The sequence below is a fragment of the Salinispora sp. CH2A1_6 genome (assembly GCF_056820975.1).
Genome location: NZ_JBXEDG010000013.1, coordinates 143967 through 169728, shown reverse-complemented (window position 1 = coordinate 169728; position 25762 = coordinate 143967). Strand labels below are relative to the sequence as shown.

Here is a 25762-nt window from a genome sequence, read left to right as displayed (position 1 = left end):
CAGGCGTGTTCAGCCCCGGGTGACGGGAGCTGCGGGGGTCAACCCCGCAGCTCCCGTCCCCGGTGTCAGCAGGAGCAGGCCGACGAGGCCGCGGGCGGCATCGGCGGCGGAGCGCCGACGGTGGGCAGCCCGAGCGACACCCCGGCGGTACGGGGTCGGTGCCCCGCCTCGGCCGCGTCGCCGGCCCGGGTACGCCGGTGCGCGAGCGGCTCACCGTCGGCGTTGAGGTGGTGTGGGGCGGCGTAGGTGACCACGGTCTGCACGATGTCGCCGGGGCGGATCTCCCCGGTGAGGCTGCCGGCGTCGAAGTGCACCAGTCGGCCGTCGCGGGCCCGCCCGGAGAGCCGGCCGGTGCGCTCGTCCTTGCGCCCCTCACCGACGGCCACCAGCACCTCGACGGTCTTCCCCAGCAGCCGCCGGTTCTCCGCCCAGGTGATCTCCTCGACGCATTCGATCAGCCGCTCGTAGCGCTCCTGCACCACCGCTTTGGGCAGCTGGTCGGCCATCGTCGCGGCGGGGGTGCCGGGGCGCTTGGAGTACTGGAAGGTGAAGGCCGAGGAGAACCGGGCCGCCCGGACCACGTCGAGGGTGCGTTCGAAGTCGGCCTCAGTCTCGCCGGGGAAGCCGACGATGATGTCCGTGGTGATCGCCGCGTCCGGCATCGCCGCCCGCACCTTCTCGATGATGCCCAGGTAGCGCTCCGACCGGTACGAGCGGCGCATGGCTCGCAACACGTCGTCGGAGCCAGACTGCAGCGGCATGTGCAGCGAGGGGCAGACGTTCGGCGTCTCGGCCATCGCGGCGATCACGTCGTCGGTGAAGTCCTTCGGGTGCGGGCTGGTGAACCGCACCCGCTCCAGCCCGTCGATGTCGCCGCAGGCGCGCAGCAGCTTGCCGAAGGCGTACCGGTCGCCGAACTCGATGCCGTAGGAGTTGACGTTCTGCCCGAGCAGGGTCACCTCCAACACGCCCTCGTCGACCAGGGCGCGTACCTCGGAGAGGATGTCGCCGGGGCGACGGTCCTTCTCCTTGCCGCGCAGCGCCGGCACGATGCAGAACGTGCAGGTGTTGTTACAGCCAACCGAGATCGACACCCAACCGGCGTAGGTTGACTCCCGACGGGTCGGCAGGGTGCTCGGGAAGACCTCGAGGGACTCGAGGATCTCCACCTCGGCGGCGGCGTTGTGCCGGGCCCGCTCCAGCAGCACTGGCAACGACCCGATGTTGTGCGTGCCGAAGACCACGTCCACCCAGGGCGCCCGGCGGACGATCTCGCTGCGGTCCTTCTGCGCCAGGCAGCCGCCCACCGCGATCTGCATCTCCGGGTGCTGGCTCTTGCGGGGACGCAGCTGACCGAGGTTGCCGTAGAGCCGGTTGTCGGCGTTCTCCCGCACGGCGCAGGTGTTGAAGACGACCACGTCCGGGGTGTCGTCGGCGGCCCCGGCCCGCAGGTAGCCGGCCTGCTCGAGGAGGCCGGAGATGCGCTCGGAGTCGTGCACGTTCATCTGGCAGCCGTAGGTGCGCACCTGGTAGGTGCGGGGGCTGCTCGCCGCTGCGGTAGTCATGACCTCGACAGCCTATCCGGGCCCCCGGATGGACCGGAGTCGAGCTACCGCCTCACAGATCGGACAGAATCCCGGCTACCTGTTCGAGGACCGCCATGCTGGTGTCGAAGGGCGCCTGCCCGGGAAACGGCACCACCAGGTCCGTGATCCCGATCTGGCGGTACGTGTCCACGGTCTCGCGGAACACCTCCAGAGAGGCGAGCGCCGTCGGCTCCCGGTTCACGTACATCAACAGCCGGCGCTGGGTTGCCGGGTCACGGTCGGCGTTCTCGCAGATGTCGGCCAGCCGGCGGACCTGTCCCGCGACATCATCGGGCCGGGCCACCGGGGGAACGACCCCGTTGCGCGGCGACCGGCCGTTGGTCACCCACATGTCGCCATGGCGTGCGGCCAGGGCCATGCCACGGGGACCGTTGGCGGCGATCGCCAACGGGATGTGGTCGGGCGAGGTGTCCACCGGCCAGATGGGCGCCTGTCGCGCCTGGTAGTACTTGCCGTCGGCATCGGTGACGGGGTTGGCCAGTAGCTCCGCGGTCAGCTCCACGAACTCGGCGAACCGCTCGGCACGTTCGACGGGCGTCCATTCCGGCTCCTGACCACGGGCGGTGGCGTCGATTCCACTCCCGCCGGCACCGAGACCCAGGATGAAGCGCCCGCCGCTGAGGTCATTGAGGGTGACAACCTCCTTGGCGTACGGCACCGGGTGTCGAAAGTTCGGCGACGAGACGAGGGTGCCGAGCTTGATCTGTCGGGTGACGACCGCCGCGGCGGCCAGGGTCGGCACCGCCGCATACCACTCCTTACCGACCATGTCCTGCCAGCCGATGTGATCGCTCGTCCAGGCGTGGGCGAAACCCATCTCGTCGGCCTTCCGCCACATCTGCTGGGCCTGGTCCCAGGGCGAGGAGGGCAGGATGAGCACTCCGATCCGCATGGTCAACAACCAGACCCTGAGGTCTCCGGCGCCAGGGTCGGTGGCTTCAGGCGATCCCACCAGGTCGGGTGGGATCGGCGGGTATGGCTCGTGGGTTGCAGCTGCTGCACCACGTCAGCCTAACCATTTCACCCCATTCTGGGCGGGTCATCAGATGATGTCGATCACCTAGCGCACTCACCCAAGCAAACCGGATTCAATTGACCAAATCTCATGTTCAGCCCACAATCGGTCTCGCGTCGTCACCTATGATCACCCCCAATACCCGGGATCGGAGCCCATGACCGAGTCATCCACTTCCGGCGACACCCCTGCGGACAAGCCCGCTGCCGGCCCACTGGAGTGGTCACCGCCGGACACTAGCTGGCCCGAGGAACCCGCCGAAGCACCACCACACGACACCACGAAGGCGGGCACGACGTACTCAGGCGCGGAAGTCGACGACCGACTGGACCACCTGGGCGACCCACCCCACGGCGGTGGCCCACAGCAGCCGAAAGACGCCGATCTCAGCACCCCACGCCATCGCCGCTCGGCCCCGACGCGGCTGCGGCGTCAACACGTCGTTGCCGCGGGCTCTGTGGTGGTCATCCTGGCCGCACTCGCCGTTAGCGCAGTCCAGCGCTCACCGGTGGAATCGTCGCCTCCCGTCGCCGCCGACGCGACCCCCAGCGCCGAACCTACGCTGAACACGGTGTCACCCGCGCCGTCGCCGCCACCCCTGTCCCCAACACCGACACCGACACCGACGCCGACGCCGACTCCGACACCGACACCGACGCCGACTCCCACCACGACAGCGACGGCCACCCAACCGGCGCCGTCCAAAACTCCGCCGCGGACCTCCCCGGCGCCGGCATCGCCGACGCCACGTGGGCTGCCGGCACTTCCCACCTCCAGCGAGGCGTGCCAGAAGTCGGTGAGCGGCGGCGCCACGACGGTCCTGATATTTCGCAACGAACGCAAGGCGACGGTCCGGCTGTACTGGGTCGACCAGAGCGGGGAGCCCCGGCACTATGGGGACATCATCCCCGGGAAGTCCCACCGTCAAGTGACCTTCCTCGGTCATCCATGGGTGGTGACCACCGAGGACGGCACGGGGCTGGTCTGCTATCTGCCGACGGCAGCGGAGGCTACGGCGGTGATCCGCTAGCCGGGCGCCTGGCCAGAGATACCGCACAGACCTGTCGGTCAAACGGCTACTCCGACCGATACGGTCGCCCTGTCTCGTCACAACCCAGCAGCTCACCGCTGGCCGCCAGCCAGGATCGGACGCGGCCTGACGTCCCACGCGCGGACGCTGTCGACCACGGGTTCATCGCCGGCCGCGATACCAGGCGCACCGAGGTGCCCAAATCCGACGTGTGCGCGGCGAGGGGTCGGGGCGAGCGGTTCCCAGTCAGGTAGGTCGTCGCCGACAACCTGCACGGTGGTCCGGCCGGGATCAGCGGGAGGTTGGGTGACGTGTGCGGCGGCCCGAGCGACCTCCGCCTCGACACCGACCACCAGGACCTGACCAACCCGGCGCGCCGACACTTCGATCATGGGCGCTGATCGTACGGTGCTGGCTGGCGGGCGTCGGCGATTCTGATGGCACCGGAACACGTCGCGACTCGCCCAGGTCAGGCGGCGGCGAGGGCGGGGAGCACCGAGTCGGGGGCCCAGCGGGAGCGGTGACACCGGGACCAGCCGCGGCAGCCCGGGTTGGCCTCGGTGCAGAGCCGTTGGTGGCTGAGCACCTCGCCGTCGTCGGTCTCCCGGACGTCAAAGTGCACCGGGCGGATCGTCCCGTCCGGGGCCACCAGCAGGTGCCGGGTCTCGTCGAGGGTGTCGTCGCGGAGCACGCAGTTGCGGTCCAGCAGGCGGGCCAGGGTCGCGACGCTGGGCAGCTCGGCGAGAGTGTCCGGCACGCCGTAACAGTCGACGATGGTGGCGAACTCTCCCGGCGCCTGCCAGATGTCGCAGACCACGGCGTATCTCGGCAGGCGTGCCGGGTCCGCCACGGCCAGCGGCATCACCACCCGGCCGAGCGCCTCGGCCAGTGCCGGCCAGACCTCCGTCGGCCGTACCTGGTCAATTCTCCAGTTCCACAGCTCGGTCATGCCGCCTCCTCGCTGCGATCGTCTCTCCAGCCCCGGATCGGGCCTTACTGACGATGGTGGGGGCCATATAGCCCCAGCCGGGGGCAAGTTACCGGTCTGTGACCATTCCGGGCAAAATTCCCTCGAGTGATGACGCGGCAACCAGCGGGAAGATGACACTTTATCGGGTATAGAGCGGTGCTCCGCCGCACGACACGGGTCAACTCACCCCATGGAAACCCACCGAGCGGTCGGCGGGATCCCCTGCCGAGTGGCCAGAAGCGGCCTCCCCAGCTCATGAAAGGAGGTGTTACTGCTCCGTGACCATCTGAGCCGCCCCACGCCACATCTCCCCGCCTAGAGTTTGCCAACCGGAGGTCATTCGGCCTCCCACCCGTGACGACAGGGACGGTGGACGACGTGACGACGAGCGAACCGCTCATCGTGCTGGAATCGGTCAACAAGTGGTTCGGGCCGCTGCACGTACTGGACAACGTCTCGCTGTCGGTCGGACGCGGCGAGGTCGTCGTGGTGATCGGGCCGTCCGGCTCCGGCAAGTCGACGCTCTGCCGCACCATCAACCGACTGGAGCCGATCACCTCCGGCAGCATCACCTTCGACGGTCAGCCGCTGCCGGCCGAGGGCCGCGCCCTGGCCAAGCTGCGCAGCGAGGTCGGGATGGTGTTCCAGTCGTTCAACCTCTTCGCGCACAAGACCATCCTGGAGAACGTGACCCTCGGGCCGATCAAGGTGCGCCGGGAGAAGCCGGCGGCGGCCCGCGAACGCGGCCTGGCCCTGCTGGACCGGGTCGGCATCGCCAACCAGGCCGACAAGTTCCCGGCCCAGCTCTCCGGCGGTCAGCAGCAGCGGGTGGCGATCGCCCGGGCGTTGGCGATGCAGCCCAAGGCGATGCTCTTCGACGAGCCGACCAGCGCCCTCGACCCGGAGATGGTCGGCGAGGTCCTGGACGTGATGACCTCCCTGGCCCGCGAGGGCATGACGATGGTCGTGGTCACCCACGAGATGGGTTTCGCCCGCCACGCGGCCAACCGGGTGGTCTTCATGGCCGACGGGCAGCTCGTCGAGGACGCCCCCCCGACGGAGTTCTTCGCCAACCCGCGCAGCGAGCGGGCCAAGGACTTCCTATCCAAGATTCTCACGCACTAGGCGTCCGTTGTGGGCGTGCCGCCCCCGGCTCGCCCCGTCTGAGAAGGAGACAGATATGCGTACCAAGCGCGCGGCAGTGCTCGCCGCGGTCGCCGCACTGGCGCTCGGCCTGACCGCATGTGGTGACGACGCTGGTGAGGAGACCGGCAGCGGCGGCAGCGACAAGTCCTTCGCCGCCGGCAGCACCATGGAGCGCCTGAACAAGGCCCAGGCGATCACCATCGGCACCAAGTTCGACCAGCCGGGCTTCGGCCTCAAGGGCCTGTCCGGCCAGCCGGAAGGCTTCGACGTCGAGATCGCGAAGATCATCGCCACGGAGCTGGGTGTTCCCGAGGACAAGATCGAGTGGGTGGAGACTCCCTCAAAGGTCCGCGAGGACAAGATCGCCGATGGCAGCGTCGACATGATCGTCGCTACCTACACGATCAAGGACGAGCGCAAGGAGCGGGTCTCCTTCGCCGGCCCGTACTACGAGGCCGGTCAGAACATCATGGTGAAGAAGGACGACACCTCGATCACCGGTCCTGAGTCGTTCCAGGACGGCACGAAGAAGATCTGCTCGGCGACCGGCTCCACGCCGATCGAGGAGATCAAGAAGTACCTCAAGGATGTCCCCTCCCAGCTGGTGCCGTTCGACACCTACGACAAGTGCCGGGACGCGCTCCAGAGTGGCCAGGTCGACGCCGTCACCACGGACAACGTGATCCTGCTCGGCTACATCGCGGACGACGCGGACGCCTTCAAGCTGGCCGGCGAGAACTTCACCAAGGAGCCCTACGGCATCGGGGTGAAGAAGGAGGACACCGAGTTCCGCGACTTCATCAACGACATCCTGGAGAAGGCGTACGCCGACGGCAGCTGGCAGAAGGCCTGGGACGACACCGCCGGCACCTTCGGTGCCGAACTGGGTACCCCGCCGACCATCGTGCGCTACTGAGCTGAGCTGGGCTGATCTGGAGGGTGGGGAGAGAGACCGACCGTGAGTGTGCTCATCGACAAGTTCGACGTCTTCGCGAGTGGATTCTGGCTCACCCTCCAGATCTGTTTCCTCGCCGCGATCGGAGCCCTGATCCTGGGCTCCGTCGTGGCGGTGCTACGGATCTCCCCGGTTCCGCCGCTGCGGGCGCTCGGCACCGCCTACGTCAACACCTTCCGTAACCTGCCGCTGACCATCGTCTTTTTCTTCGCCGCCTTCGGCCTCCCCGCGCTCGGTACCAATGCGGACTTCCTCCGTATCCCCGGGCTCGACATCGTGTTCAGTCGGCTCGGCACCGACCTGCCATACTTTCGCTTCGCGCTGATCGCCCTGGTGCTCTACACCGCGGCCTTCGTCTGCGAGGCGCTGCGCTCCGGCGTGAACGCGGTACCCGCCGGCCAGGCGGAGGCGGCCCGGTCCCTCGGGCTGACCTTCATCCAGAACCTGCGGCACGTGGTGCTACCGCAGTCGTGGACGGCGTCGATCGTTCCACTCGGCTCCGTGATCATCGCGATGATCAAAAACTCGGCGCTGATCGGCTTCTTCGGTGTCATCGGCGACCTGTCCCAGACCGCGGACCAACTCACCTCAGCCGGGGGCGAACCCTTCATTCCAGTCGCCATAGGCATCTCGATCGGATATCTGATCATGACTGTACCTCTGGGCGCACTCCTTGACCGGGTCGAACGGCGGCAGGCGGTGGCTCGATGACCCAGCAGAGCAGCGTCCTCTACGACGTTCCCGGGCCACGGCAGCGCCGAATCACCCTGTTCGGCAGCGTCGCCGCCCTCATCGGGCTGCTGGTGGGCGCGTACTACCTGATCTACCAGCCGCTGGATGAGACCGGCCAGTTCTCGATGGAACTGTGGGGTCCGTTGATCGACCCCGGCAACGAGAACTTCGCCCTGGTCTGGGAACGACTCGGCGTCGGCATCAAGAACACCCTCATCGCGGCGGCGCTGGCCATCGTCACCTCGCTGGCGGTCGGCACCCTGCTGGCGGTGCTGCGAATCCAGCTCAAGGGTCTGGCCCAACGCCGCTACGCCGGGCTGGACCCCTACCTGGCCTATCTGCTGCGCGGGCTGAACCGCATGCTGTCGGCCGTCACCCGCTTCTGCGTCGAGGTCTTCCGAGGTCTCCCCGTCGTCATCACGATCTTCTTCGTGGCGCGTGGGTTTCCCGAGTTCGGCATCACCTTCGACAATCTCTGGTATCTGGTCATCGGCCTCACCATCTACAACTCCGTGGTGATCGCCGAGATTCTTCGCTCCGGGATGCAGGGACTCGCCGGTGGGCAGGCCGAGGCCGCCGCCGCGATCGGCCTCTCCCCGCTGCAGACCACCCGGATGATCCTGCTTCCGCAGGCGTTCCGGATCATGCTTCCCGCGTTGATCAGCCAGCTCGTGGTCGTCCTGAAGGACACCTCGCTCGGTTTCATCATCAGCTATGAGGAGACGCTCAACATCGGCAAGCAGATCATCGGTGTGTTGGACAACCCCATCCAGGTCTACACCGTGCTCGCCGTGCTGTTCATCGCCGTGAACTACTCCCTGTCGAAGCTGGCCCAGGCCGTCCAGAACCGGCTCTCCCGCGGCCGGCGCACTGCCAACACGCCGGCCGCCCCACAGTTGCCGCCCGCCGCCCTCACCTCGCAAGCCGAGGGCGGCGCTGGCGGCGCTGGCGGCAACTGACCGTCTCACGCAACGGTCGGCCCGGGTCTCCCGGGCCGACCGTTGACGGCTACGCACACTCCGATGAGCAGACAGGCACGCGATACGGTGCACGGATGAGTACCGGACGCGGCGGGCGTACCCGGCGGCTCAGCGGGCGATCTCGGTGACCCGGGACTCGCGGACCACGGTGACCCGGATCTGCCCCGGGTAGGTCAGCTCCTCCTCGATCTGCTTGGCCACGTCCCGGGCCAGCACGGAGGCGCTGATGTCGTCAACGTCGTCCGGCCGGACCATCACCCGGACCTCCCGGCCCGCCTGCATCGCGAAGACCCGCTCCACACCGAGCTTGCCCCCCGCGATCTCCTCGATCCGCTCCAGCCGCCGCACATACGCCTCCAGGCTCTCCCGGCGGGCCCCCGGCCGCCCCCCGGAGCAGGCATCCGAGGCCTGGGTGAGCACCGCTTCGACGGTCTGCGGCGGCACCTCGTTGTGATGCGCCTCGATGGCGTGCACAACGTCCTCGCTCTCGCCGTACTTGCGGGCGACATCGGCACCGACGATGGCGTGGCTGCCCTCGACCTCGTGGGTGAGCGCCTTGCCGATGTCGTGCAGGAACGCGCACCGTTTGATCGTCGGCACGTCCAGCCGCAGCTCAGCGGCCATGATCCCGGCGATGTGGGCGCTCTCGACGAGGTGCTTGAGCACGTTCTGCCCATACGAGGTGCGGTAGCGCAGCCGGCCCAGCAGGCTGACCAGCTCGGAGTGGATCTCGGTGATGCCGACCTCGACCAGGGCATCCTCGGCGGCGCGCTGGCAGAGCTGCGCCACCTCCTGCCGGGCCAGGTCGTGCACCTCCTCGATCCGGTGCGGATGGATCCGCCCGTCCAGGACGAGCTTCTCCAGGGTGAGCCGGCCGACCTCCCGACGCACCGGGTCGAAGCAGGAGAGCAGCACCGCCTCCGGGGTGTCGTCGATGATCAGGTTGACGCCGGTGACCGATTCGAAGGTGCGGATGTTGCGCCCCTCCCGGCCGATGATCCGACCCTTCATCTCGTCGCCGGGCAGGTGCAGGACGCTGACCACGCTCTCCGCGGTCTGCTCGCTGGCCACCCGCTGGATCGCGTCAACCACGATGTGCCGGGCGCGCTCCTCGCCCGTGCTGCGCGCCTCGGCCTCGATGTCCCGTACGAGCAGCGCAGCCTCCCGCTTGGCCTGCGCCTCGATCGCCTCGACCAGTTCGCCGCGGGCCGCCTCCGCGGTGAGCCCCGCGACCCGCTCCAACTCGCGGCGTCGCTGCTGCTCGGCCTGCTCCAGCTCCCGGTCCCGCTCGGCGAGCGCCGACTCCCGGACCTCCAGTGCGGCGTTGACGGCGCCGAGCTGCCGATCCCGCTCGGCCAGCCGCTCGACCTCCTCGCTGTGCAGCCGCTCCCGGTCGTCCATCCGGGCGGCCCGCCGCTCCACCTCGGCCGCCTGTTCCCGGGTGGTCGCGGCGAGGACGGCGGCTTCGCGTTCTCCGCTACGCCGGGCGGCGGTCCGTAGCTGCTCGGCTTCGGCCTCAGCCTGTTTGTGCACCCGTTCCAGGACGGTGTCGGCTTCGGCGCGGGCACCGTCGAGCACCCGCCGGGCTTCGGCGCGGGCGGCCTTGGCCTCGGCGCGGGCGGCGGCGGCTTCGGTGCGGGCCGCAGCGGCGGCGGACTTCGCCGCGTCGATGGTGCTGTTCGCCTCGTCGGCGGCCGACCGCAGCGCGGCGAGGGACTGCTCCTGGCGGTCTTTCTCCGCGATGAAGGCCGGGTCCTCGGGGCGTGCGGTGCCGGCGATGCCGCGGACGGCCCGGATGCCGATCAGCACCGCACCGACCACGACGACGGTGAGCAGCAGGACGGCCACGAGGAGGACCGCATCGAGCCCGTTCATGGTGAATGTCCTGTCGACCCCTGCCGCCTCGCCATCGCGCGCCTCCCCTTGACCGTCGCGCCGCCGGCAACGTGCGGTGGGCGCGCTCCCGCGGCTCTGGACGCCCGACCGGAGCGGCTGGCCGAAAGGGGAGCCCTCCCGTCGGCGGTGCCACGGCGGCACTGCCAACGGCAGCTGCAGTTGTCGCGTCGACTCCGGACCGGCCGGGTCCGGAGCTGACACAGGGCCAACGAATCGGCCAAAGTGATGCGCTTCTGTTACACGATCTATGTTGTGCGCTTTGCCTGCGCTGGTCGGGCAATGTGAGCCTTATGGCGAGGCTAGGTCCCCGGAGCCGGTCCGGTCAAGGAAACCATGATCAATACATCCGAACGGAGAGAGTTTACAGCGTTACGCAGCGCTGACCGGTGATCGGATAGAAGTAACTAAACGGGACGTAATTGCCTTTGACTGGCATAACTGCGACCGAGCAGCCACGTGAACCCTTGGTCAGGGATCGACCTCGGTGTCGCTGAGCGCCTCAGCGTCGATCTGCTCCACGAACTCGGCCGCCTCGGCGCTCTGCGCCGCGAGCGCCTCCTTCACCGCCCGAATCGCCACCCCCGGCGAGTAGCCCTTGCGGGCCAGCATGCCGACCAGTCGCCGAAACACCGCGTCCGGCTCGCCCCGGGTGGCGCGCAGCTTCCGCTCCGCCAAGGCACGGGCCGTCTCCGCCTCGGTCTCGTCGTCCAGCTCGCCGAGCGCGGCCTTCGCCACGTCACCATCGACGCCGCGCTGGCGCAGCTCGGTGGCGAGGGCACGGCGGGCGAGGCCACGGCCGGCGTGCCGGCTGGAGACCCAGGCCCGCGCGAAGGCCGCGTCATCGATCATGCCGACCTCGTCGTAGCGGTCGAGGACCGTGGTGGCGACCTCCGCCGAGATGCCCCGCCGCGTCAGCGCCCGGGCCAGCTCGGCCCGGGTACGCGGACGCACGGCGAGCTGCCGCAGGCAGACCTCCCGCGCCAGCTCGGCCTCGTCCACGGACGAGGCCGAGCTGGTCGCGGCGTCAGCGTTACGTCGACCACGGCGGGGGGCCGCCGCCGCGGTGGTATCACCCGTGCGCGGTGGGCTGGCGTCCCACCCCCGCCCCGTACGGGCTCGTCGTGACGGCACCGGTCTCAGAAGTCGACCGGCGGCAGCTCCGGACCGCCTGCGGCGTCACCCGCGCCGGCACCGACGCCGAGCTTCTCCAGGATCTTCTTCTCGATCTCGGCGGCCACGTCCGGGTTCTCCCGAAGGAACTCGCGGGCCTTCTCCTTGCCCTGGCCGAGCTGGTCGCCCTCGTAGGTGTACCACGCGCCGGACTTCCGGATGATCGCCTGCTCGACGCCGACGTCGATCAGCGACCCCTCGCGGGAGATCCCCTTGCCGTACATGATGTCGAACTCGGCCTGCTTGAAGGGAGCGGCCACCTTGTTCTTCACCACCTTGACCCGGGTGCGGTTACCGACCACGTCGGTGCCGTCCTTGAGGCTCTCGATGCGGCGCACGTCGAGCCGGACCGAGGCGTAGAACTTCAGCGCCCGCCCACCGGTGGTGGTCTCCGGGCTGCCGAACATGACGCCGATCTTCTCGCGGAGCTGGTTGATGAAGACCGCCGTCGTGCCGGTGTGACTGAGCACACCGGTCATCTTGCGCAGGGCCTGGCTCATCAGCCGGGCCTGGAGACCCACGTGGCTGTCGCCCATCTCACCCTCGATCTCGGCGCGCGGCACCAGCGCGGCCACCGAGTCGATCACGATGATGTCGAGCGCACCGGAGCGGACCAGCATGTCCGCGATCTCCAGGGCCTGCTCGCCCGTATCCGGCTGGGAGACCAGCAGGGCGTCGGTGTCGACGCCGAGGGCCCGGGCGTATTCCGGGTCGAGGGCGTGCTCGGCGTCGACAAAGGCGGCGATGCCGCCGGCACGTTGGGCGTTGGCCACCGCGTGCAGCGCCACCGTCGTCTTACCGCTGCTCTCCGGGCCGTAGACCTCGATGACCCGCCCCCGGGGCAGGCCGCCCACGCCGAGGGCCACATCCAGCGCGATAGAGCCGGTCGGCACCACCGCGGTCTCCACGACCGGGCGCTCCCCCAGTCGCATCACCGAGCCTTTGCCGAACTGTTTGTCGATCTGAGCGAGAGCAAGGTCGAGTGCCCTCTCCCGATCAGGCACTGCCGCCATCGTCGCCACCCCTGCCTTCGCCGACTTTCCTGAGCTTCGCGTCACGCGGACACGCTAGGCGCATGGTCCGACAGAACGCCAGCGACCATGCCGCGAGCTGCGGACGAGCGCCTCGCTGTGGACAATAGCCGAACAGGTGTACGAGTGGCGGCGCAACCCGCGAACGTAACGAAATGGCTGCTCAACGGAGCCGCGCGGGCACCCGGTCCGGATACGCGGCGACCACCGCACGCCACACGACGTGGGTCTCCTCCCCCGCCGCGAGCGCCTGCTCGATCGTCCGCTCGCCGAGGGGCGCCAGGACCTGGTCGCTGGCGATGCTGGCCGCGTAGCCCGGCCCGAACGCCTCCTCCAGCCGCGCCCAAAAGTCGGTCAGCCGCACGTGTCATCCTCCCGGTCGGGCGCCCCGGTGGGCCCCCGACGTAACGCTAACGCCACCAACGGCACCACCACGATCGCCGCCAGCAGGGTGAGCACCGGATAGCCGGCCGCCCGCATGACGAACCCGCTGACCGCGGCGGCGCTGGCGCCGGCGAGCCCCATGGTCAGGTCGGAGAAGCCCTGCACGCTCGGCCGCACCGCCGCCGGCACCGACTCCGACAGCAGGGTGGAGCCGCCCACCATGGTGCCGGACCAACCCAGCCCGAGCAGGACCAGACCCACCGAGAGCTGCGGCGTGTGGTGGCCGGCGGTGCCGGCGACGGCACACGCGGCGAGCAACAGCCCCACCCCGCCGAGGATGACCGCCGGCCGGCCGAGCCGGTCAGCGAGCCAGCCCACCAGCGGGGCCAGCGCGTACATGCCGGCGATGTGCAGGCTCAGCACGATCCCGACCACCCGTAGGACGTCCGCGTCGCCGTGCGACTCGCCGAGCCGGACCGGGGTCATCGACATCACCGCCACCATCACGGCGTGCCCGACCGCCACCGCCGCGACGCCGAGCCGGGCCGCCGGGCGGTCGCGGACCACCCGCCAGGCCGCCCGCATCCCCGCGCCCCGCCGGGCCACCGGACCCGGGGGCGACGCGGGTTCGGCCACCGGACCCGGGGGCGTCGCGGGTTCGGCCACCGGACCCGGGGGCGTCGCGGGTTCAGCCGCCGGACCCGGGGGCGTCGCGGGTTCAGCCGCCGACAGTCGCTGCGCGGTGCGCAGCGGGTCGGGCCGCAGCAGTGCGAAGAGTGCGCCGGCGGCCAGCACGAAGGCGACGGCGCTGAAGGCGAACGGGCCGGCCAGTGGCGGCAGCCCCCACCCGCCGGTGACCGCGTTGGCGAGCGCCGCGAAGTTCGGCGCGGCCACCGCCCCGATGGTGGTGGCCCAGACGATCAGGGCGAGCTGCCGGCCCCGACGCGCCGGCTCGGCGAGGTCCACCGCGGCGTAGCGGGCTTGGAGATTCGCGGCGGCGCCGCCGCCGAACAGCAGATTGCCGAGGAAGAGCAGCGGCACGATCCGGGTGACCGCGGCGAGCACCACCAGCACCGCGCCGACCGCACCGACCAGATAGGCGACGACCAGTCCCGGACGACGCCCGTGCCCGTTCGTGATCCGGGTGATCGGGATGGCGAGCAGCGCGGCGCCCACCACGGCGGCGCTCTGGGTCAGACCGGCGACCGCGGTGCCGGCGATCCGGGCGGCGAGCAGCGCCCCGACCGCGACCCCGATGGTGACGCCGATGCCACCGATGATCTGGGTGCCGAACAGCAGGCCCAGGGTGCGCCGTTGGATCGGCGCCACCTCCGACCGGATCCGGGCCGGAGCGGTCAGGTCGGTAGTCACAGACGACTCCCGCGGGTAAGGGGTGAACAGCACACTTATCCTTGCGCATCCGGCCCAGCCGACACCGCCGGGTACGCCGTCACGCAGCGCGGCCGACGCCCTCCACTACGCGGGGGCATCGTCGATCTCGCCCGAGTACGGTTGCTGAACCGGGCCGCGACCCCGACAGCGCTCCGGCCAGTTCGCCGAACACGCCCCACCGACCAGGCGCGACGAAGCCCTGGCCAGCACCGGCAGGAAGCCGTCCGAGCTGCGAAAATCTTGATGTACTGATGTATCACAGCCGCCCACGGCACCATCTACTCAGAGTACGTCACACAATCTTGTAGATCGAAGATGATGGTTGTTATGATTACCCATTGTGGTCGTTTTCTACGACATGGATAAGCCACGGGTCATTGATGACGAGCTGTGGGAGTTGATCGAGCCATTACTGCCACAGGGCCGCGACGGTCACCGGGGGCACGGCCGACACCAGATCAACGGTGTTCACAAGGGACTCTGTTCGCGCCGCACACCAACATCGACTGGGAGGACCCTCCCCAGGAGTTGGGCTTCGATTCCGGGATTTCATGTTGGCGCGGGCCCCGCCACTGGAGCGACACGGGGTGTGCGACCGGTTACATCGTCAGTACGCCGGGGACCCACTCGACGCACCACCACCGGTCGGCGAGTGTCGGGTCGCGCTCCGGCGACGGCTCCCCGTCCGGTCGGCGGAAAAGGGATACGACAGCGCCAGATTCCGCGACGCCTGCCGCAAACGACGGACCGAGCCGGTCCGTCCCACGTCCCGGAACGCAGGCACATCAAGGGCCTGGGCGAACTGCGCCATGTCATGGAACAAGGCACCGCACCACGACACCGGTTCCGCCGTCTGACCATCCACTGAGAACATCACCTCGACCTTCACGGTGCCCCTTGTATCCCCCGGCTGCAGGCTGATCTGCTGGTGACGTCCAACCACACAGGACAACCGGAGATCAGGTTAGGAGCTCTCACACATTAATCAAGATCAGACGGCTCGCGTCACGCTCGCACTCTGCGACACCCACCCTCCGCCCAACTCCCACTTGTCGGCTATCTGACCCCTGCCCGCCACCGTCGAACGACCGCCGTAAGGAAGTCCCGTGGAGACGAAGCAACCACCAGAGCGTCCCGGCCGCAAAGACGGGGCTCCGGCCAACTGCGCCGCACAGAGGTACATCAACGAGCTCCAAAAGACCGCCACCAAGACCGAGCCGGGCGGTCACACCACTGAGACACCGCCACCGCGAGGCAGAGCGAAGTCAGCTGAGGAAACTCGCCGAGCCACCAACCCGAACCGCGCGCTCACCACCCCCTACTCAAGGTGCGTCACGGCCTCGTCCGTGACGATACAGACGATGGGAAGAATCTCGATCAGAGCCGGCGACAAACGGTGCTTCCGCCTTGGCCCTCCACGCCAACGCGCCCTGTTCGCGCTATTACTCATCAATGCCGGACAATCAATATCCATACCAAGGATAATTGACTCGCTCTGGGGCTCGAAGCCGCCCACATCCGTGCGGAGTACAATCTATTCATACGTGTCGAGGCTACGGCAGTCACTTGACGAAACCTCCAGAACGAACCACAATTTCCAGATCAGGATCCGTCACCTGGCCTCGGGATACATGCTTGAGACAGACCTTGACTGCACCGACTTCGTGCAGTTTCAAAACGCCATCGAACTCGCCTCGGACCTGTTAGACGAAGGCCATCCGAATTTCGCGAAAGGTGCTGCGGAGTCTGCCCTCTCCCTCTGGCACGGCACGCCGTACGACGAGCTGACGGCCTACAACTTCGCGGCGCTCGAAGCTACCCGCCTCGACCAGTTGCGGCTCCGAGGACTCCAAATCTGGGCGGACGCGGCGCTCGAGATGTGCCAACACGACGAAGTGATCGAACGGCTGGGGGAGGAGGTCCGCCGCAACCCCACGCAAGAACGCCTGGCAGGCCGACTCATGCTGGCCCAGTACCACAGCGGCCAACCAGCGGAAGCACTGATCACCTACGAACACATTCGCTCCTACCTCGCCGCCGAACTCGGAGTCGATGCCAGCACCCAGCTACAGAAACTGCACCAGGCCGTCCTCCGGAAGGACCTTCCCACCGGTGAACCCGCGGCGGCCACCCCGGACACGAAGTCGACATCCGCTCCCGCCGTCGGGACCCCGACGAGCCCGCTTCCACCCGCCGATGAGCGCATGGTCGGACGCCATTCCGCCATGGAGCGTCTCCGGATGACGGCGGAACCCGGTAACTACGGCCGGATGCTGCTCGTTGTCGGCGAACAAGGAGTGGGCAAGACTTTCCTCCTCCAGGTATTCGAGCGGGAACTCCTCGCCGCCGGGACCGAGGTCGTCTGGGCACGGGGGAAGCGCTCCGCCGATGCGTCGGAACTGGACCTCTGGCACCAGGTAACCCGGAAGGCAGGCCGCTACACCGCCCGCCGGAACGCCATGCCGAGCGACGAGGTAGCGACGGAGGATCCGACCGAACCGCCACCGGAGCGGCGGCTGAGCTACGAGGAGGTGTGCTGGGCAATCGACAAGGCCGGCCGGCAGGCGCCGATTGCACTGTTCCTCGAAGATATCCACTGTGCGGACCACGAGAGCCTACACCTACTGCACCGACTGATCCGGGAGACCCGAGACCCCCGGTTCACCATAGTCGCCACCGCACGGGACCATGCCGTATCAAGCAATCCGAAACTGCAGCAAACGCTTTCCGAAATCCTGCAGGAAGATCTGGTAGACGATCTCCTACTGACTCCGTTCTCACGGGCTGAATCCGAAGCGGTGGTCGTGGGTCTTCGCGGGATGAACGTCTCTTCGGACGAGATCTCGAACCTGCACCGTTCGACGGGCGGCAACCCTTTCCTACTAACCCGGATGACCCTCTCACTGACGCCAGAAGTCGACTCCCGCGCCCTCCGAAGGCAACTACCCTTTCGGGTGAAGGTCGTTGTCCGGGGACGGCTGGCGGAATGCCCGCCGGATGCGCTCACGGTAGTCGAGGTCTGTGCCGTAATCGGTAGCGTGGTCGAGCCTCGGCTCCTGTCCTCGGTCCTACATCTGCTAGGCGTGCCGGCGGACGCCGTGCACAGCGCGCTGCGTTCTGGCCTGATCCGCTCCGACAGCAACGACCTTACTTTCGCCCAGGAGTTGGTGCGTGACCTGGTCCTGGCGGACATGAGCCCCACCCGCCGGGTGGAACTGCACCACCTGGTGAGCAGAGCGCTGCCCGCAGGTGGCGCTGGCAGTGCCGCCAGGGTCCTCCGCGGCCGGCGGGCAGCACTGGACACGGGCGCCTGGGGGGCGATCAGGCCTTTTCTCCAACTAGCCGGGCAGGCGGCAAAACGACTATTCCGGTAGCCCCGCTCGCCTGGTGTTCGGCAGGTGCTGGACCATCCGTCGAGCTGGACAACGCCGACGGCGACAGGTCCGTCAACGCCGGTGTGTGGTCCGGCCGAGGTGCCCCCGTCTGGAGGGCGATGCCTGTGAACCGTCTCCTCGACCCACCCGTACCGGGTGCCGAAACCGCCGATAGAGCAGTGCCCCCGCGCCGAGCGCGGCTGGCCAGAGCAGGTACCAGCCGGAGCTGACCAACAGACCGAGCACGGTGACCAGTGACAACACCGCTGCCTGGTTCCCTCGGGTGCCGCGTGGCAACAGCCGTACGGCTGCCGCCGTGCCAACGACGTAGACCGCGACCAGAGCGCTGTTGGTCATGCGCACCAACGTCTCGATGCCGACGCCAAGGGTGACGATGGCGAGCAGAGAGAGATAGGTCAGGCCGGCGAACACCGCCAGGCTGGTCCGCGGTATGTCGCCCGGCCCGTTACCTCGGCCCAGACGCGCCGGCAGGTCGTGGTGCGCACCGAGCTGCGCGCCGAGTTTCGCCGCGCTGGCCACGTACACCGTTGTCGCCCCGAGGGTTAGCGTCACCGCCGCCGCCGCGGCGAGGACCCGGGCCTGCCCACCGAGCCCGACCGCCAGCAGTTCACCCAGGGGCGCGCTACTGTTCGCGGCGGTGGGGCCGAGTACGGTAATCACCGCGAATGCGACGACGAGGTACAGGGCACCGATGAGCACCACCGCCGTCCAGGTCGCCCGGGGCACGTCCCGCGCGGGGTTGCGAAACTCTCCGTGCAGGTGGGTAATCGCCTCCCAACCGACGAAGCTCCACACCAGCGTCGCCGCCGCAGGGGCGATCGCCAGCCAGCCCTGCGGCGCGAACGGAACCAGGTTTCCGGTGTCCGCCTGGGGCATCGACGCTCCGGAGGCCACCAGGAGTACCGTGACCAGCAGGACTGCCAGGAACAGCTGAATGCGCCCGACAAGGGACAGCCCAGCGACGTTAATCACCACGGCCGCGGTGACCAACAGGAATGCGGTCACGTATGTCGTGGCGGCACCCCCGCCCGTGGCTGCGGCGACATACGCCCCACCGAAGACCGCTGCCGTGGCTGTGCCGGTGGGAACGGCGAGGTAGAAGCACCAGCCGACCACTGCCGCCGCCGGGTCGCCGTAGGCACGACGCACATAGGTCGACACACCGCCGCTGTCCCCGAAGCGGGCGCCCAACGCCGCGAAGATATACGCCAGTGGGGCGGAGAGCAGTGCCAGGAGCAACCAGGACAGAAGTGAGGCCGGCCCCGCGATGCGTGCCGCGATCGCCGGGAGGGTGATGACCCCCGTCCCGAGTACGGCACTGACGTAGAGCGCAGTGCCCTGAAAGAGGTTGAGCCTCCCCGGACGTGGGGAGACCACGTGCCGCACCATCTTCTGTCCTCCCCTAAATGTCCAGGCCAGTTGGGTGAACTGCCGCGTTACCGCCACTGGCGATCAGCACGATGCGCGCTCGCTCCGGCAGCGCCAACTCACGGTGCAGAACGGCGGCCAGCGGCGTGGCACCGGACGGCTCCACGAACAGTCGGGTCGCTGACAGCGTCCGTGCCCACGCCCCCAGGATCTCGTCCTCCTCAACCTGGACCAACTCGTCGAGGTAACGACGGGCGTGCGCGAAGGTGAGCGTTCCGGGTGCCGGGGCGGTGAGGCCGTCGGCCACCGACCGCACGGGCAGCGGCAGTGACGCTGGTTCGCCAACGGACAGCGCGTGCGCCATCGAACTGGCGGCGGCCGGCTCCACGCCGACAATTCTGGTGCGCGGCGACAGCGCCGACAACACCGTCCCCAGCCCACTGATCAGCCCGCCTCCGCCCACCGGCACAACCACCGCGTCCGGCTCGGGCACCTGCTCCAGTAGTTCCAGGCCAACCGTGCCCTGGCCAGCGATGACGTCCTTGTCGTCGAAGGGGTGCAGCATCGCGACATCGGCCTGCGCCGCGAGCCGGAGCGTGGTGTCGACAAGCTCTTCGGTGAGAACTACCTCACCGCCGTAGCGACGAACCGCCTCCACCTTCGCGGGCGTTGACCACGTCGGCATGCAGACGGTCACGGGGAGTCCGAGTCGACTGCCCGCGTACGCCGCCCCGGCTCCGTGATTGCCCGCCGAGTAGGTCACGACTGCCGATACCTTCTCGCCCCGTTCCTGCCGCGCGCACAGAGCGTTCGTCGACCCTCGTACCTTGAAGCTGCCGGTGTTCTGCAGGTTCTCGGCCTTGACGACAATCTGCCACCCCGGATGGCCGGGGAGGGTGTCGCACGGTACCACCGGAGTGACGCGGACATAGGTGTCGAGACGCCGCGCGGCGTCCCGCACATCCTGGAGACTGATCAGGCTCACCGCAGCTCACTCACCTTGGCGACAGCGGGCAGATGGGCCTCCATCGCGTCCAGGGCAGCGGTCTGTCGCACCGGGTCCTTGACGAAGGTGGTCCGGATCCACCGCCGACCGTCTGCGGTGTTCTCGAAGAACGGTGTGCCGGGGACCACCAGTACCCGGGCGGTACGCAGCAGTGCGTCGCTGAGACGTTCCGCGTCCAGCCCGAGCGGTTCGGTTCCCGCCATCACGTACCAGCCGCCCTCCGGCGGGTGTACGTCGAACCCCATGTCCCGCAGCCGATCGACCATCTCCTTGCGACGGTGCTCGAACTGATCCGGCCCGCAGGTGGCACTGGCGACCGCCGCCGCGCCGTGCTGCAGCGGTGTACTGGTGCTGAAGCTCGTCCGCTCGTGCACCTTGCGCAACACCGCCGTGAGTCGGGGGGCGGCGACGCAGTATCCGATGCGCCAGCCCGCCATCTCGTTGGCCTTGGAGAGGCTTCCGGAAACGATCCGGTGCTCACGGTGCTGTGGAAAGTCAAGGGCCGAGACGTGTGCCCGCCGGTCGAAGACGAAGTCGGCGTAGACCTCGTCGGACACACACACGACACCATGCTGCTCGCAGAGCGCCAGCAGGCCTGCCATCTCCTCGCGGGAGAAGACCCGTCCGGTCGGGTTGTGCGGTGTGTTGACGATGACGGCCGCGGTGCGTTCGGTGAAGGCGGCCGCGAGCCGGTCGAGGTCGAGCCGCCAACCAGGGTTGCGCAACCGGACCGGAACGAGCACGCAGCCGGCGAGCCGGACCGCGCCACTGTACGTCTCGAACGCCGGTTCGATAACAATCACCTCGTCACCTGGATCGGTGACGGTGAGTAGGGACACCAGGACCGCTTCGGTCGAGCCCGCGGTCACGGTCAACTCGGTCGTCGGGTCGATGCCTGTCCCATTCCGGGCGGCGATCCGCTCCGCCAGCATCTCGCGCAGGTGCGGAACACCCGAGGGGTCGGCATACTGGTTGAGACCCGAGCGCATGGCCCGGGTAGCGGCGGAAACGGCCGCCGCCGGCGGACTACCGGGCGGTATGCCGATGGCGAGGTCCGCCGCGTCCAGTTCCCGAGCCAACTGGATCATCGGTGCCAGGACCAGGTCCCGCAGCCCAGCCGCCCGTTGTCCCACCTGGTGGCGACGCGCTGCCATCACTGCGCCAGCCACGAGTTGAGGTGCAGCACCGACTCCAGCGGCTGTCGTGGCGCGGGTTTGAAATCCGTGCCGATCGTGTAGGCCGTCGGCAGCAGTGCCGCCTGGATCAGCCCGTCTGGAAGCCCCAACAGGTCAGCGATCTCCTTCTCGTACATGAGGTGCAGGGTTGTCCAGGCGGTGCCCAGGCCCCGCGCTCGGGCGGCGAGTGAATAGCTCCACGAGGCCTGAATGATCGACCCCCACCGGCCGGCCTCGTTGTATTCGGGTGCGGCGGTGGCATCAAGGCAGGGAATGACATGCACCGGAACCTCTGCCATGTGCTCACCGAGATAGGCGACGCTGTCGGCGACCCGCTGCTGGGTGAGGTGCCGCTCGGCGTCCTCCGGGTAAAGCGTGCCGCAGGAGCCCTCCGATGCCAGGTAGGTGTGTACCGCCCGGCGATAGTAGTCGCCGATCACCCTGCGCTTGTCACGATCGGTGACGACAACGAAGTGCCAGGTCTGGCGGTTACTCCCCGTTGGTGCCTGCAGCGCGACCGTGAGGCACTCCTTAACCAGTTCCAGCGGGACGGAGCGGGTGAGGTCGAGTCGCTTACGGACGGACCTGGTCGTGGTGAGCAGCGCGTCGGGACTGAGGTTCAACATTGTCATTGCTATCTCCTCCTCATCGGCGCAAAGAGGATCACCTGTGGTGTTTGAATCTACCTTGGAGAAACCTTGAAGCAATTTTTCCGGCAGCCTCTGAGGCTATCAACAAACCGTTGATAGCCTCCATTCCGAGTAGTCGTGCGATGCATGAGCAATGCCGTCAGCGACACTCCGGAGAGGCCGACCGGGCCTCGCACTCGCAGAAGTCCAGAGGAGAAGCTCGTGACCATGTCGACCACCTCCGTTCGGGCCTGGAAGCGTGAACTGGTTACCGAGATACCCGGACCACGGTCCCGGAGCATGCTGGAGCGCCGCAGGGCGACGGTCGCGCAGGGCGTCGGCTGCGCGGTTCCCACGTTCATCGAGGCGGCCGGAGCGGGACTGCTGCACGACATTGACGGCAACACCCTCATCGACCTCGGCTCGGGCCTTGGCGTGACCTCGGTGGGCAACCCCGCGCCGGAGGTCGTCGACGCGGTACGCGAGCAGGTGGCGTCACTGACCCATACGTGTTTCCTGGCGACACCCTACGAGGGCTACGTCGCGGTGTGCGAGGAACTGGCCCGGCTGACTCCGGGCGACCATCCCAAGCGGTCGGTGCTGCTGAGCACCGGCGCGGAGGCCGTCGAGAACGCCGTCAAGGTCGCCAGGGCTGCCACCGGACGTACGGCGATCGTTGCCTTGGACCACGCGTACCACGGCCGGACCAATCTGGCGCTCGCGTTGACCGCCAAGAACGCCCCCTACAAGCAGCGCTTCGGGCCATTCGTACCGGATATTCACCACATTCCTACCTCGTACCCGTATCGCGACCCGAAGGGCATGACGGGAAAGGAGGCGGTCAGCCGGGCCGTGGAGACGCTCGAACGCCAGGTCGGCGCGGAGAACGTCGCTGCGGTGGTGGTGGAGCCGCTGCAGGGAGAGGGCGGGATGGTGGTCCCGGCCCCGGGTTTCCTCACCGAGCTGGCCGCCTGGTGTCGTCGCAACGGAGTGCTCCTGGTGGCGGACGAAATCCAGAGCGGCTTCTGCCGGACCGGTACCTGGTTCGCCAGCGAACACGAGGGAATCACGCCAGACGTGGTCATCACCGCGAAGGCCCTCGCCGGTGGTCTGCCACTGGCCGGGGTCACCGGGCGTGCGGAGATCATGGACGCCGTACAGCCTGGCGGTTTCGGTGGGACGTTCGGTGGCAACCCCGTCGCCTGCGCCGCGGCCCTCGCCGCTATCCGCTCCATGCGGGAGCAGGATCTGCGGGCGAAGGCACGGCAGATCGGAACCACACTGACCACCCGCCTCACCGCGATCGCCGCCGCCCATCCCGAGGTGGGAGAGGTACGGGGGCGTGGAGCGATGATGGGTGCCGAGATCGTGCACCCCGACACCGGCCGGCCGGACGCGGAAGGGGCCGACCGGTTGGCCCGGGCCTGCCAGGCCGCAGGCGTCGTGCTCCTCACCGTCGGCACCTACGGCAACGTGCTCCGTTTCCTTCCCTCACTGGTGATGCCCGAGGCGCTGCTCACCGACGCGCTGGACGTACTGGAGGACAGCTGTGACCGACTCTTCGGCTGACCGGAGCGGACCACCCGTCCGCAAGCTGGGCGACCTTGCCGTCAGTGGGCAGGGACTCGGCTGCCTCAGCCTGAGCTCGTTCTATGGCACCACGGACCGGGCCGAGGCGATTGCCACCGTGCACGAGGCGATCGATCGGGGCGTGACCCTGTTGGACACGGCCGACGTCCAGGGCCTCGGTTATGGCGAACGGCTGGTCGGCGCGGCCATGGCGGGCCGGCGCGAGCGGGTCCTCATCGCCACCAAGGTGGGGCTCCAACGCTCCGCGAGCGGCGACTTCCTGGGGGTTCGCGGCGACCGTGCCTACATCCGGAGTCGCTGCGAGGCGTCACTGAAGCGACTCGGTGTCGAGCACCTGGACATCTATACCAAACACTGGGTCGCACCGGGCGAACACATCGAGGAGGCCATGGAAGCGATGGCCGAGCTCGTCCGGGAGGGCAAAGTTCGTCACGTCGGCCTCTCCGAGGTCTCGGCGGAGACGCTTCGACGTGCGCACGCCGTTCATCCCGTCACGGCCGTGCAGTCCGAGTGGTCCCTGTGGACCCGCGGCATCGAGGACAACGTACTCGGGGTGTGCCGCGAACTCGGCGTGGGAGTTGTCGCCAGCTGCCCCTTGGGGCGCGGTTTCCTCGCCGGGCAGGTCACCCCGACGACCAGCTTTCGCGAAGGCGACTTCCGGCGGACGTTGCCCCGGTTCTCCGCGGAGCACCTCCCCCGCAATCTTGTTGCCCTGGAACCGTTGCGGGCGCTGGCCGAGCGTTACGAGCTGACGCTCGCCCAGCTCAGCCTGGCCTGGCTGCACCATCAAGGCGAGGACGTCGTGGCGATTCCGGGCACCGGGCGCCGTGATCACCTGGTGGAGAACCTCGCGGCCATCGAGACGAAGCTCAGTGCCGAGCAGCTCCTGGAGATCGAGGCGGCCCTGCCCCCCGCCGCCATTTCGGGTACGCGCTACGACGCGTTTCTCATGGGTCTCGTCGGCAACTGACCGAACCCGGGGGCGTGGATCGGCCCACGCCCCCGGGTCAGTCGGCGACGCCCCGCGGCTCAGGTGGTGTAGTGCGCGTTGAGACGAACGTAGTCGGTGGTCAGATCGCATCCGTAGACCGTGAAGGCCCCATCGGCGATGTCGAGGTCGACACCGATGACGACCTCGTCCTGGGCAAGATGCTCGGCGACGAGCGCACGGGCACGGTCGTCGTTCTGATCTACGGGAGTGCGGGCCGGCGGGTAGACAACCGTGTCACCGAACCGGATCGTCACCGCGTCCTGGTCGATGTCGGTGTCGTCGGAGCATTTACCGACAGCCATCGCGACCCGACCCCAGTTGGGGTCACCGCCGTGGACGGCGGTCTTGACCAACGGCGAGTTGACGACGGTCTTCCCGACCCGCTTCGCCTGGTCGACATCGCGGGCTCCGCTCACCTCGACGGTGATCGTCTTGGTCGCACCTTCGCCGTCACGGGTGATCTCCTTGACGAGTTCGAGCGCGACGGAGGCCAACGCCCGCTCGAACTCGTCCGCGTCGACCTCACCGGCCAGACCGTTGGCGAAGAGCGCTGCCGAGTCGCTGGTGGAGGTGTCGGTGTCGATGCTGAGCGCGTTGAAGGTGCGGTCCATCACGCGACGGAAGAGGCGGTCCTGCTCCCCGGGGGCCAGCCGTGCGTCGGTGGCGAAGTAGGTCAGAAGCGTGGCCATGTCCGGCTCTATCATGCCGACGCCCTTGGCGATACCCACGAGCGTGGCGTCGCCGATCCGACGGACCGCGATCTTCTCCCGGGTGTCGGTCGTCATGATCGCCCGCGCCGCCCGCACGAACCCGCGGTCCGCCGGAGGCGCGGCCACCGCGGTGAGATGCTCTCGCAGGCCATCCATCGGGTACTGCCGCCCGATGACACCGGTGGAGGCGACCAGTAGCTCCTCCTCCGCTGCCCCAATCGCCTTCGCGGCAAGCGACCGAAGCTCACGCGCGTTCTCGAGGCCCTGAGCCCCCGTGGCTACGTTCGCGTTTCCGGCGACGACAACCACCCCGCGGGCGTGCCCGTCAGCGGCAGCCGATCGACTCAGTATGACGCTGGGACCAACGAAACGTGACCGGGTGAAGACCGCGCTGACGGCGGCGGGGACCGTCGAGAACACGATGGTCAGGTCGTCCCGGTCGCCCTCGCGGATGCCCACATGGGCGGTGTGCACCGCGAAGCCCCGCGGCGCGGGAACAGTGCTGTCGGTCATGAGTGGGTTGCCCTCCTGAATGCCGAGCCGGACACGGAACCTGTGCTCAACTGCCATTATCCGACCAGCCGCCGCTG

22 protein-coding genes and 2 pseudogenes are annotated in these 25762 nt (G+C 68.4%); 9 read left to right on the top strand and 15 right to left on the bottom strand.

Translation table 11 applies throughout. From position 1 onward, the window contains the following. Positions 1-65: 65 nt before the first annotated feature. The 3 genes from miaB to AC1UKG_RS18740 all read right to left on the bottom strand — a co-directional run bounded on the left by miaB (position 66) and on the right by AC1UKG_RS18740 (position 3435). A complete protein-coding gene (gene miaB / locus AC1UKG_RS18750) occupies positions 66-1565 on the bottom strand; it encodes a tRNA (N6-isopentenyl adenosine(37)-C2)-methylthiotransferase MiaB (RefSeq protein ID WP_018744581.1) in 1500 nt (499 codons plus the stop codon). Between the two features lie 52 nt (positions 1566-1617). After that, a complete protein-coding gene (locus tag AC1UKG_RS18745; protein ID WP_482641729.1) occupies positions 1618-2499 on the bottom strand; it encodes an LLM class flavin-dependent oxidoreductase in 882 nt (293 codons plus the stop codon). Between the two features lie 555 nt (positions 2500-3054). Beyond that, the gene (locus tag AC1UKG_RS18740; protein WP_033664014.1) at positions 3055-3435 is read right to left on the bottom strand and encodes a hypothetical protein; all 381 of its coding nucleotides are present in this window, start codon (positions 3433-3435) and stop codon (positions 3055-3057) included. Between AC1UKG_RS18740 and AC1UKG_RS18735 the strand changes: the two genes are divergently transcribed. After that, positions 3419-3652, top strand: coding sequence for a VHL beta domain-containing protein (locus tag AC1UKG_RS18735; RefSeq protein ID WP_018744577.1), 234 nt, complete (start codon positions 3419-3421; stop codon positions 3650-3652). The two genes, AC1UKG_RS18740 and AC1UKG_RS18735, sit on opposite strands and share 17 nt — an antisense overlap. Before the next feature lie 136 nt (positions 3653-3788). Here the strand turns inward: AC1UKG_RS18735 and AC1UKG_RS18730 are convergent. Next, a pseudogene (locus AC1UKG_RS18730) lies at positions 3789-4044 on the bottom strand (hypothetical protein); the annotation flags it as partial. Between the two features lie 77 nt (positions 4045-4121). Then, positions 4122-4601 carry a hypothetical protein gene (locus AC1UKG_RS18725; RefSeq protein ID WP_018744575.1) on the bottom strand — a complete coding sequence of 160 codons (480 nt, stop codon included), beginning with the start codon at positions 4599-4601 and terminating at the stop codon, positions 4122-4124. A gap of 390 nt (positions 4602-4991) precedes the next feature. Here AC1UKG_RS18725 and AC1UKG_RS18720 point away from each other — a divergent pair, with 390 nt between their 5' ends. The 4 genes from AC1UKG_RS18720 to AC1UKG_RS18705 are packed head-to-tail and all read left to right on the top strand — an operon-like array spanning position 4992 to position 8414. Next, positions 4992-5747: an amino acid ABC transporter ATP-binding protein gene (locus tag AC1UKG_RS18720; protein WP_018736741.1), complete on the top strand. Its 756-nt coding sequence runs from the start codon at positions 4992-4994 to the stop codon at positions 5745-5747. Between the two features lie 55 nt (positions 5748-5802). Continuing rightward, on the top strand, positions 5803-6684 hold the full coding sequence (locus AC1UKG_RS18715; protein WP_018744574.1) for a glutamate ABC transporter substrate-binding protein: 882 nt from the start codon (positions 5803-5805) through the stop codon (positions 6682-6684). A 42-nt stretch (positions 6685-6726) separates the two neighbouring features. Beyond that, positions 6727-7434, top strand: a complete 708-nt coding sequence (locus tag AC1UKG_RS18710; protein ID WP_018744573.1) for an amino acid ABC transporter permease — start codon at positions 6727-6729, stop codon at positions 7432-7434. Continuing rightward, positions 7431-8414 (top strand): ABC transporter permease subunit, encoded by a 984-nt coding sequence (locus AC1UKG_RS18705; protein ID WP_018744572.1) that lies wholly within the window; start codon positions 7431-7433, stop codon positions 8412-8414. Before AC1UKG_RS18710 ends, AC1UKG_RS18705 begins: the two co-directional genes overlap by 4 nt. A 129-nt stretch (positions 8415-8543) precedes the next feature. On the opposite strand, the gene rny is transcribed toward AC1UKG_RS18705, so the two are convergent. The 5 genes from rny to AC1UKG_RS18680 form a co-directional block, all read right to left on the bottom strand. Further along, positions 8544-10310 (bottom strand): ribonuclease Y, encoded by a 1767-nt coding sequence (rny, locus tag AC1UKG_RS18700; protein ID WP_482641719.1) that lies wholly within the window; start codon positions 10308-10310, stop codon positions 8544-8546. A 489-nt stretch (positions 10311-10799) separates the two neighbouring features. Further along, the gene (locus AC1UKG_RS18695; protein ID WP_026325362.1) at positions 10800-11462 is read right to left on the bottom strand and encodes a regulatory protein RecX; all 663 of its coding nucleotides are present in this window, start codon (positions 11460-11462) and stop codon (positions 10800-10802) included. Between the two features lie 5 nt (positions 11463-11467). Then, the gene (recA, locus tag AC1UKG_RS18690) at positions 11468-12514 is read right to left on the bottom strand and encodes a recombinase RecA (protein ID WP_018815033.1); all 1047 of its coding nucleotides are present in this window, start codon (positions 12512-12514) and stop codon (positions 11468-11470) included. Between the two features lie 181 nt (positions 12515-12695). Then, on the bottom strand, positions 12696-12896 hold the full coding sequence (locus AC1UKG_RS18685; RefSeq protein ID WP_018220599.1) for a DUF3046 domain-containing protein: 201 nt from the start codon (positions 12894-12896) through the stop codon (positions 12696-12698). After that, positions 12887-14287, bottom strand: a complete 1401-nt coding sequence (locus AC1UKG_RS18680; RefSeq protein ID WP_482643214.1) for an MFS transporter — start codon at positions 14285-14287, stop codon at positions 12887-12889. The genes AC1UKG_RS18685 and AC1UKG_RS18680 overlap by 10 nt, the downstream gene beginning before the upstream one ends. Positions 14288-15669: 1382 nt before the next feature. On the opposite strand from AC1UKG_RS18680, the pseudogene AC1UKG_RS18675 reads away from it, so the two are divergent. Together AC1UKG_RS18675 and AC1UKG_RS18670 are read left to right on the top strand one after the other, a co-directional pair. Next, positions 15670-15882, top strand: a pseudogene (locus AC1UKG_RS18675) (AfsR/SARP family transcriptional regulator); the annotation flags it as partial. 57 nt (positions 15883-15939) lie between these two features. Then, positions 15940-17682, top strand: coding sequence for a BTAD domain-containing putative transcriptional regulator (locus AC1UKG_RS18670; RefSeq protein ID WP_018744568.1), 1743 nt, complete (start codon positions 15940-15942; stop codon positions 17680-17682). Positions 17683-17754: 72 nt separating this feature from the next. On the opposite strand, the gene AC1UKG_RS18665 is transcribed toward AC1UKG_RS18670, so the two are convergent. Genes AC1UKG_RS18665 through AC1UKG_RS18650 form a run of 4 tightly spaced genes read right to left on the bottom strand, consistent with a single transcriptional unit; the run spans position 17755 to position 21884 of the window. Next, complete coding sequence (locus AC1UKG_RS18665; RefSeq protein ID WP_482641721.1) at positions 17755-19092, bottom strand: APC family permease; 1338 nt, start codon at positions 19090-19092, stop codon at positions 17755-17757. 13 nt (positions 19093-19105) lie between these two features. Then, positions 19106-20056: a threonine/serine dehydratase family protein gene (locus tag AC1UKG_RS18660; protein ID WP_018744566.1), complete on the bottom strand. Its 951-nt coding sequence runs from the start codon at positions 20054-20056 to the stop codon at positions 19106-19108. After that, the gene (locus AC1UKG_RS18655) at positions 20053-21231 is read right to left on the bottom strand and encodes a pyridoxal phosphate-dependent aminotransferase (protein WP_018744565.1); all 1179 of its coding nucleotides are present in this window, start codon (positions 21229-21231) and stop codon (positions 20053-20055) included. Before AC1UKG_RS18655 ends, AC1UKG_RS18660 begins: the two co-directional genes overlap by 4 nt. Beyond that, a complete protein-coding gene (locus AC1UKG_RS18650) occupies positions 21231-21884 on the bottom strand; it encodes a nitroreductase family protein (RefSeq protein WP_026271646.1) in 654 nt (217 codons plus the stop codon). Before AC1UKG_RS18650 ends, AC1UKG_RS18655 begins: the two co-directional genes overlap by 1 nt. Positions 21885-22103: 219 nt before the next feature. Between AC1UKG_RS18650 and gabT the strand changes: the two genes are divergently transcribed. Continuing rightward, the gene (gene gabT, locus AC1UKG_RS18645) at positions 22104-23450 is read left to right on the top strand and encodes a 4-aminobutyrate--2-oxoglutarate transaminase (protein WP_018815037.1); all 1347 of its coding nucleotides are present in this window, start codon (positions 22104-22106) and stop codon (positions 23448-23450) included. After that, positions 23431-24441, top strand: coding sequence for an aldo/keto reductase (locus AC1UKG_RS18640; protein WP_018815038.1), 1011 nt, complete (start codon positions 23431-23433; stop codon positions 24439-24441). Before gabT ends, AC1UKG_RS18640 begins: the two co-directional genes overlap by 20 nt. 59 nt (positions 24442-24500) lie before the next feature. Here AC1UKG_RS18640 and argJ read toward each other — a convergent pair whose 3' ends face one another. Next, on the bottom strand, positions 24501-25685 hold the full coding sequence (gene argJ / locus AC1UKG_RS18635) for a bifunctional glutamate N-acetyltransferase/amino-acid acetyltransferase ArgJ (RefSeq protein ID WP_026325360.1): 1185 nt from the start codon (positions 25683-25685) through the stop codon (positions 24501-24503). Positions 25686-25762: the final 77 nt, after the last annotated feature.

Excerpts from the sequence above, each read along its gene's own strand:
- AC1UKG_RS18715 (WP_018744574.1), top strand. The coding sequence starts at position 5,803 with ATGCGTACCAAGCGCGCGGCAGTGCTCGCCGCGGTCGCCGCACTGGCG.
- recA (WP_018815033.1), bottom strand. The coding sequence starts at position 12,514 with ATGGCGGCAGTGCCTGATCGGGAGAGGGCACTCGACCTTGCTCTCGCT.
- AC1UKG_RS18665 (WP_482641721.1), bottom strand. The coding sequence starts at position 19,092 with ATGGTGCGGCACGTGGTCTCCCCACGTCCGGGGAGGCTCAACCTCTTT.
- miaB (WP_018744581.1), bottom strand. The coding sequence starts at position 1,565 with ATGACTACCGCAGCGGCGAGCAGCCCCCGCACCTACCAGGTGCGCACC.
- AC1UKG_RS18725 (WP_018744575.1), bottom strand. The coding sequence starts at position 4,601 with ATGACCGAGCTGTGGAACTGGAGAATTGACCAGGTACGGCCGACGGAG.
- AC1UKG_RS18670 (WP_018744568.1), top strand. The coding sequence starts at position 15,940 with ATGCTTGAGACAGACCTTGACTGCACCGACTTCGTGCAGTTTCAAAAC.
- rny (WP_482641719.1), bottom strand. The coding sequence starts at position 10,310 with ATGAACGGGCTCGATGCGGTCCTCCTCGTGGCCGTCCTGCTGCTCACC.
- AC1UKG_RS18650 (WP_026271646.1), bottom strand. The coding sequence starts at position 21,884 with ATGACAATGTTGAACCTCAGTCCCGACGCGCTGCTCACCACGACCAGG.
- AC1UKG_RS18705 (WP_018744572.1), top strand. The coding sequence starts at position 7,431 with ATGACCCAGCAGAGCAGCGTCCTCTACGACGTTCCCGGGCCACGGCAG.
- argJ (WP_026325360.1), bottom strand. The coding sequence starts at position 25,685 with ATGACCGACAGCACTGTTCCCGCGCCGCGGGGCTTCGCGGTGCACACC.
- AC1UKG_RS18745 (WP_482641729.1), bottom strand. The coding sequence starts at position 2,499 with ATGCGGATCGGAGTGCTCATCCTGCCCTCCTCGCCCTGGGACCAGGCC.
- AC1UKG_RS18655 (WP_018744565.1), bottom strand. The coding sequence starts at position 21,231 with ATGGCAGCGCGTCGCCACCAGGTGGGACAACGGGCGGCTGGGCTGCGG.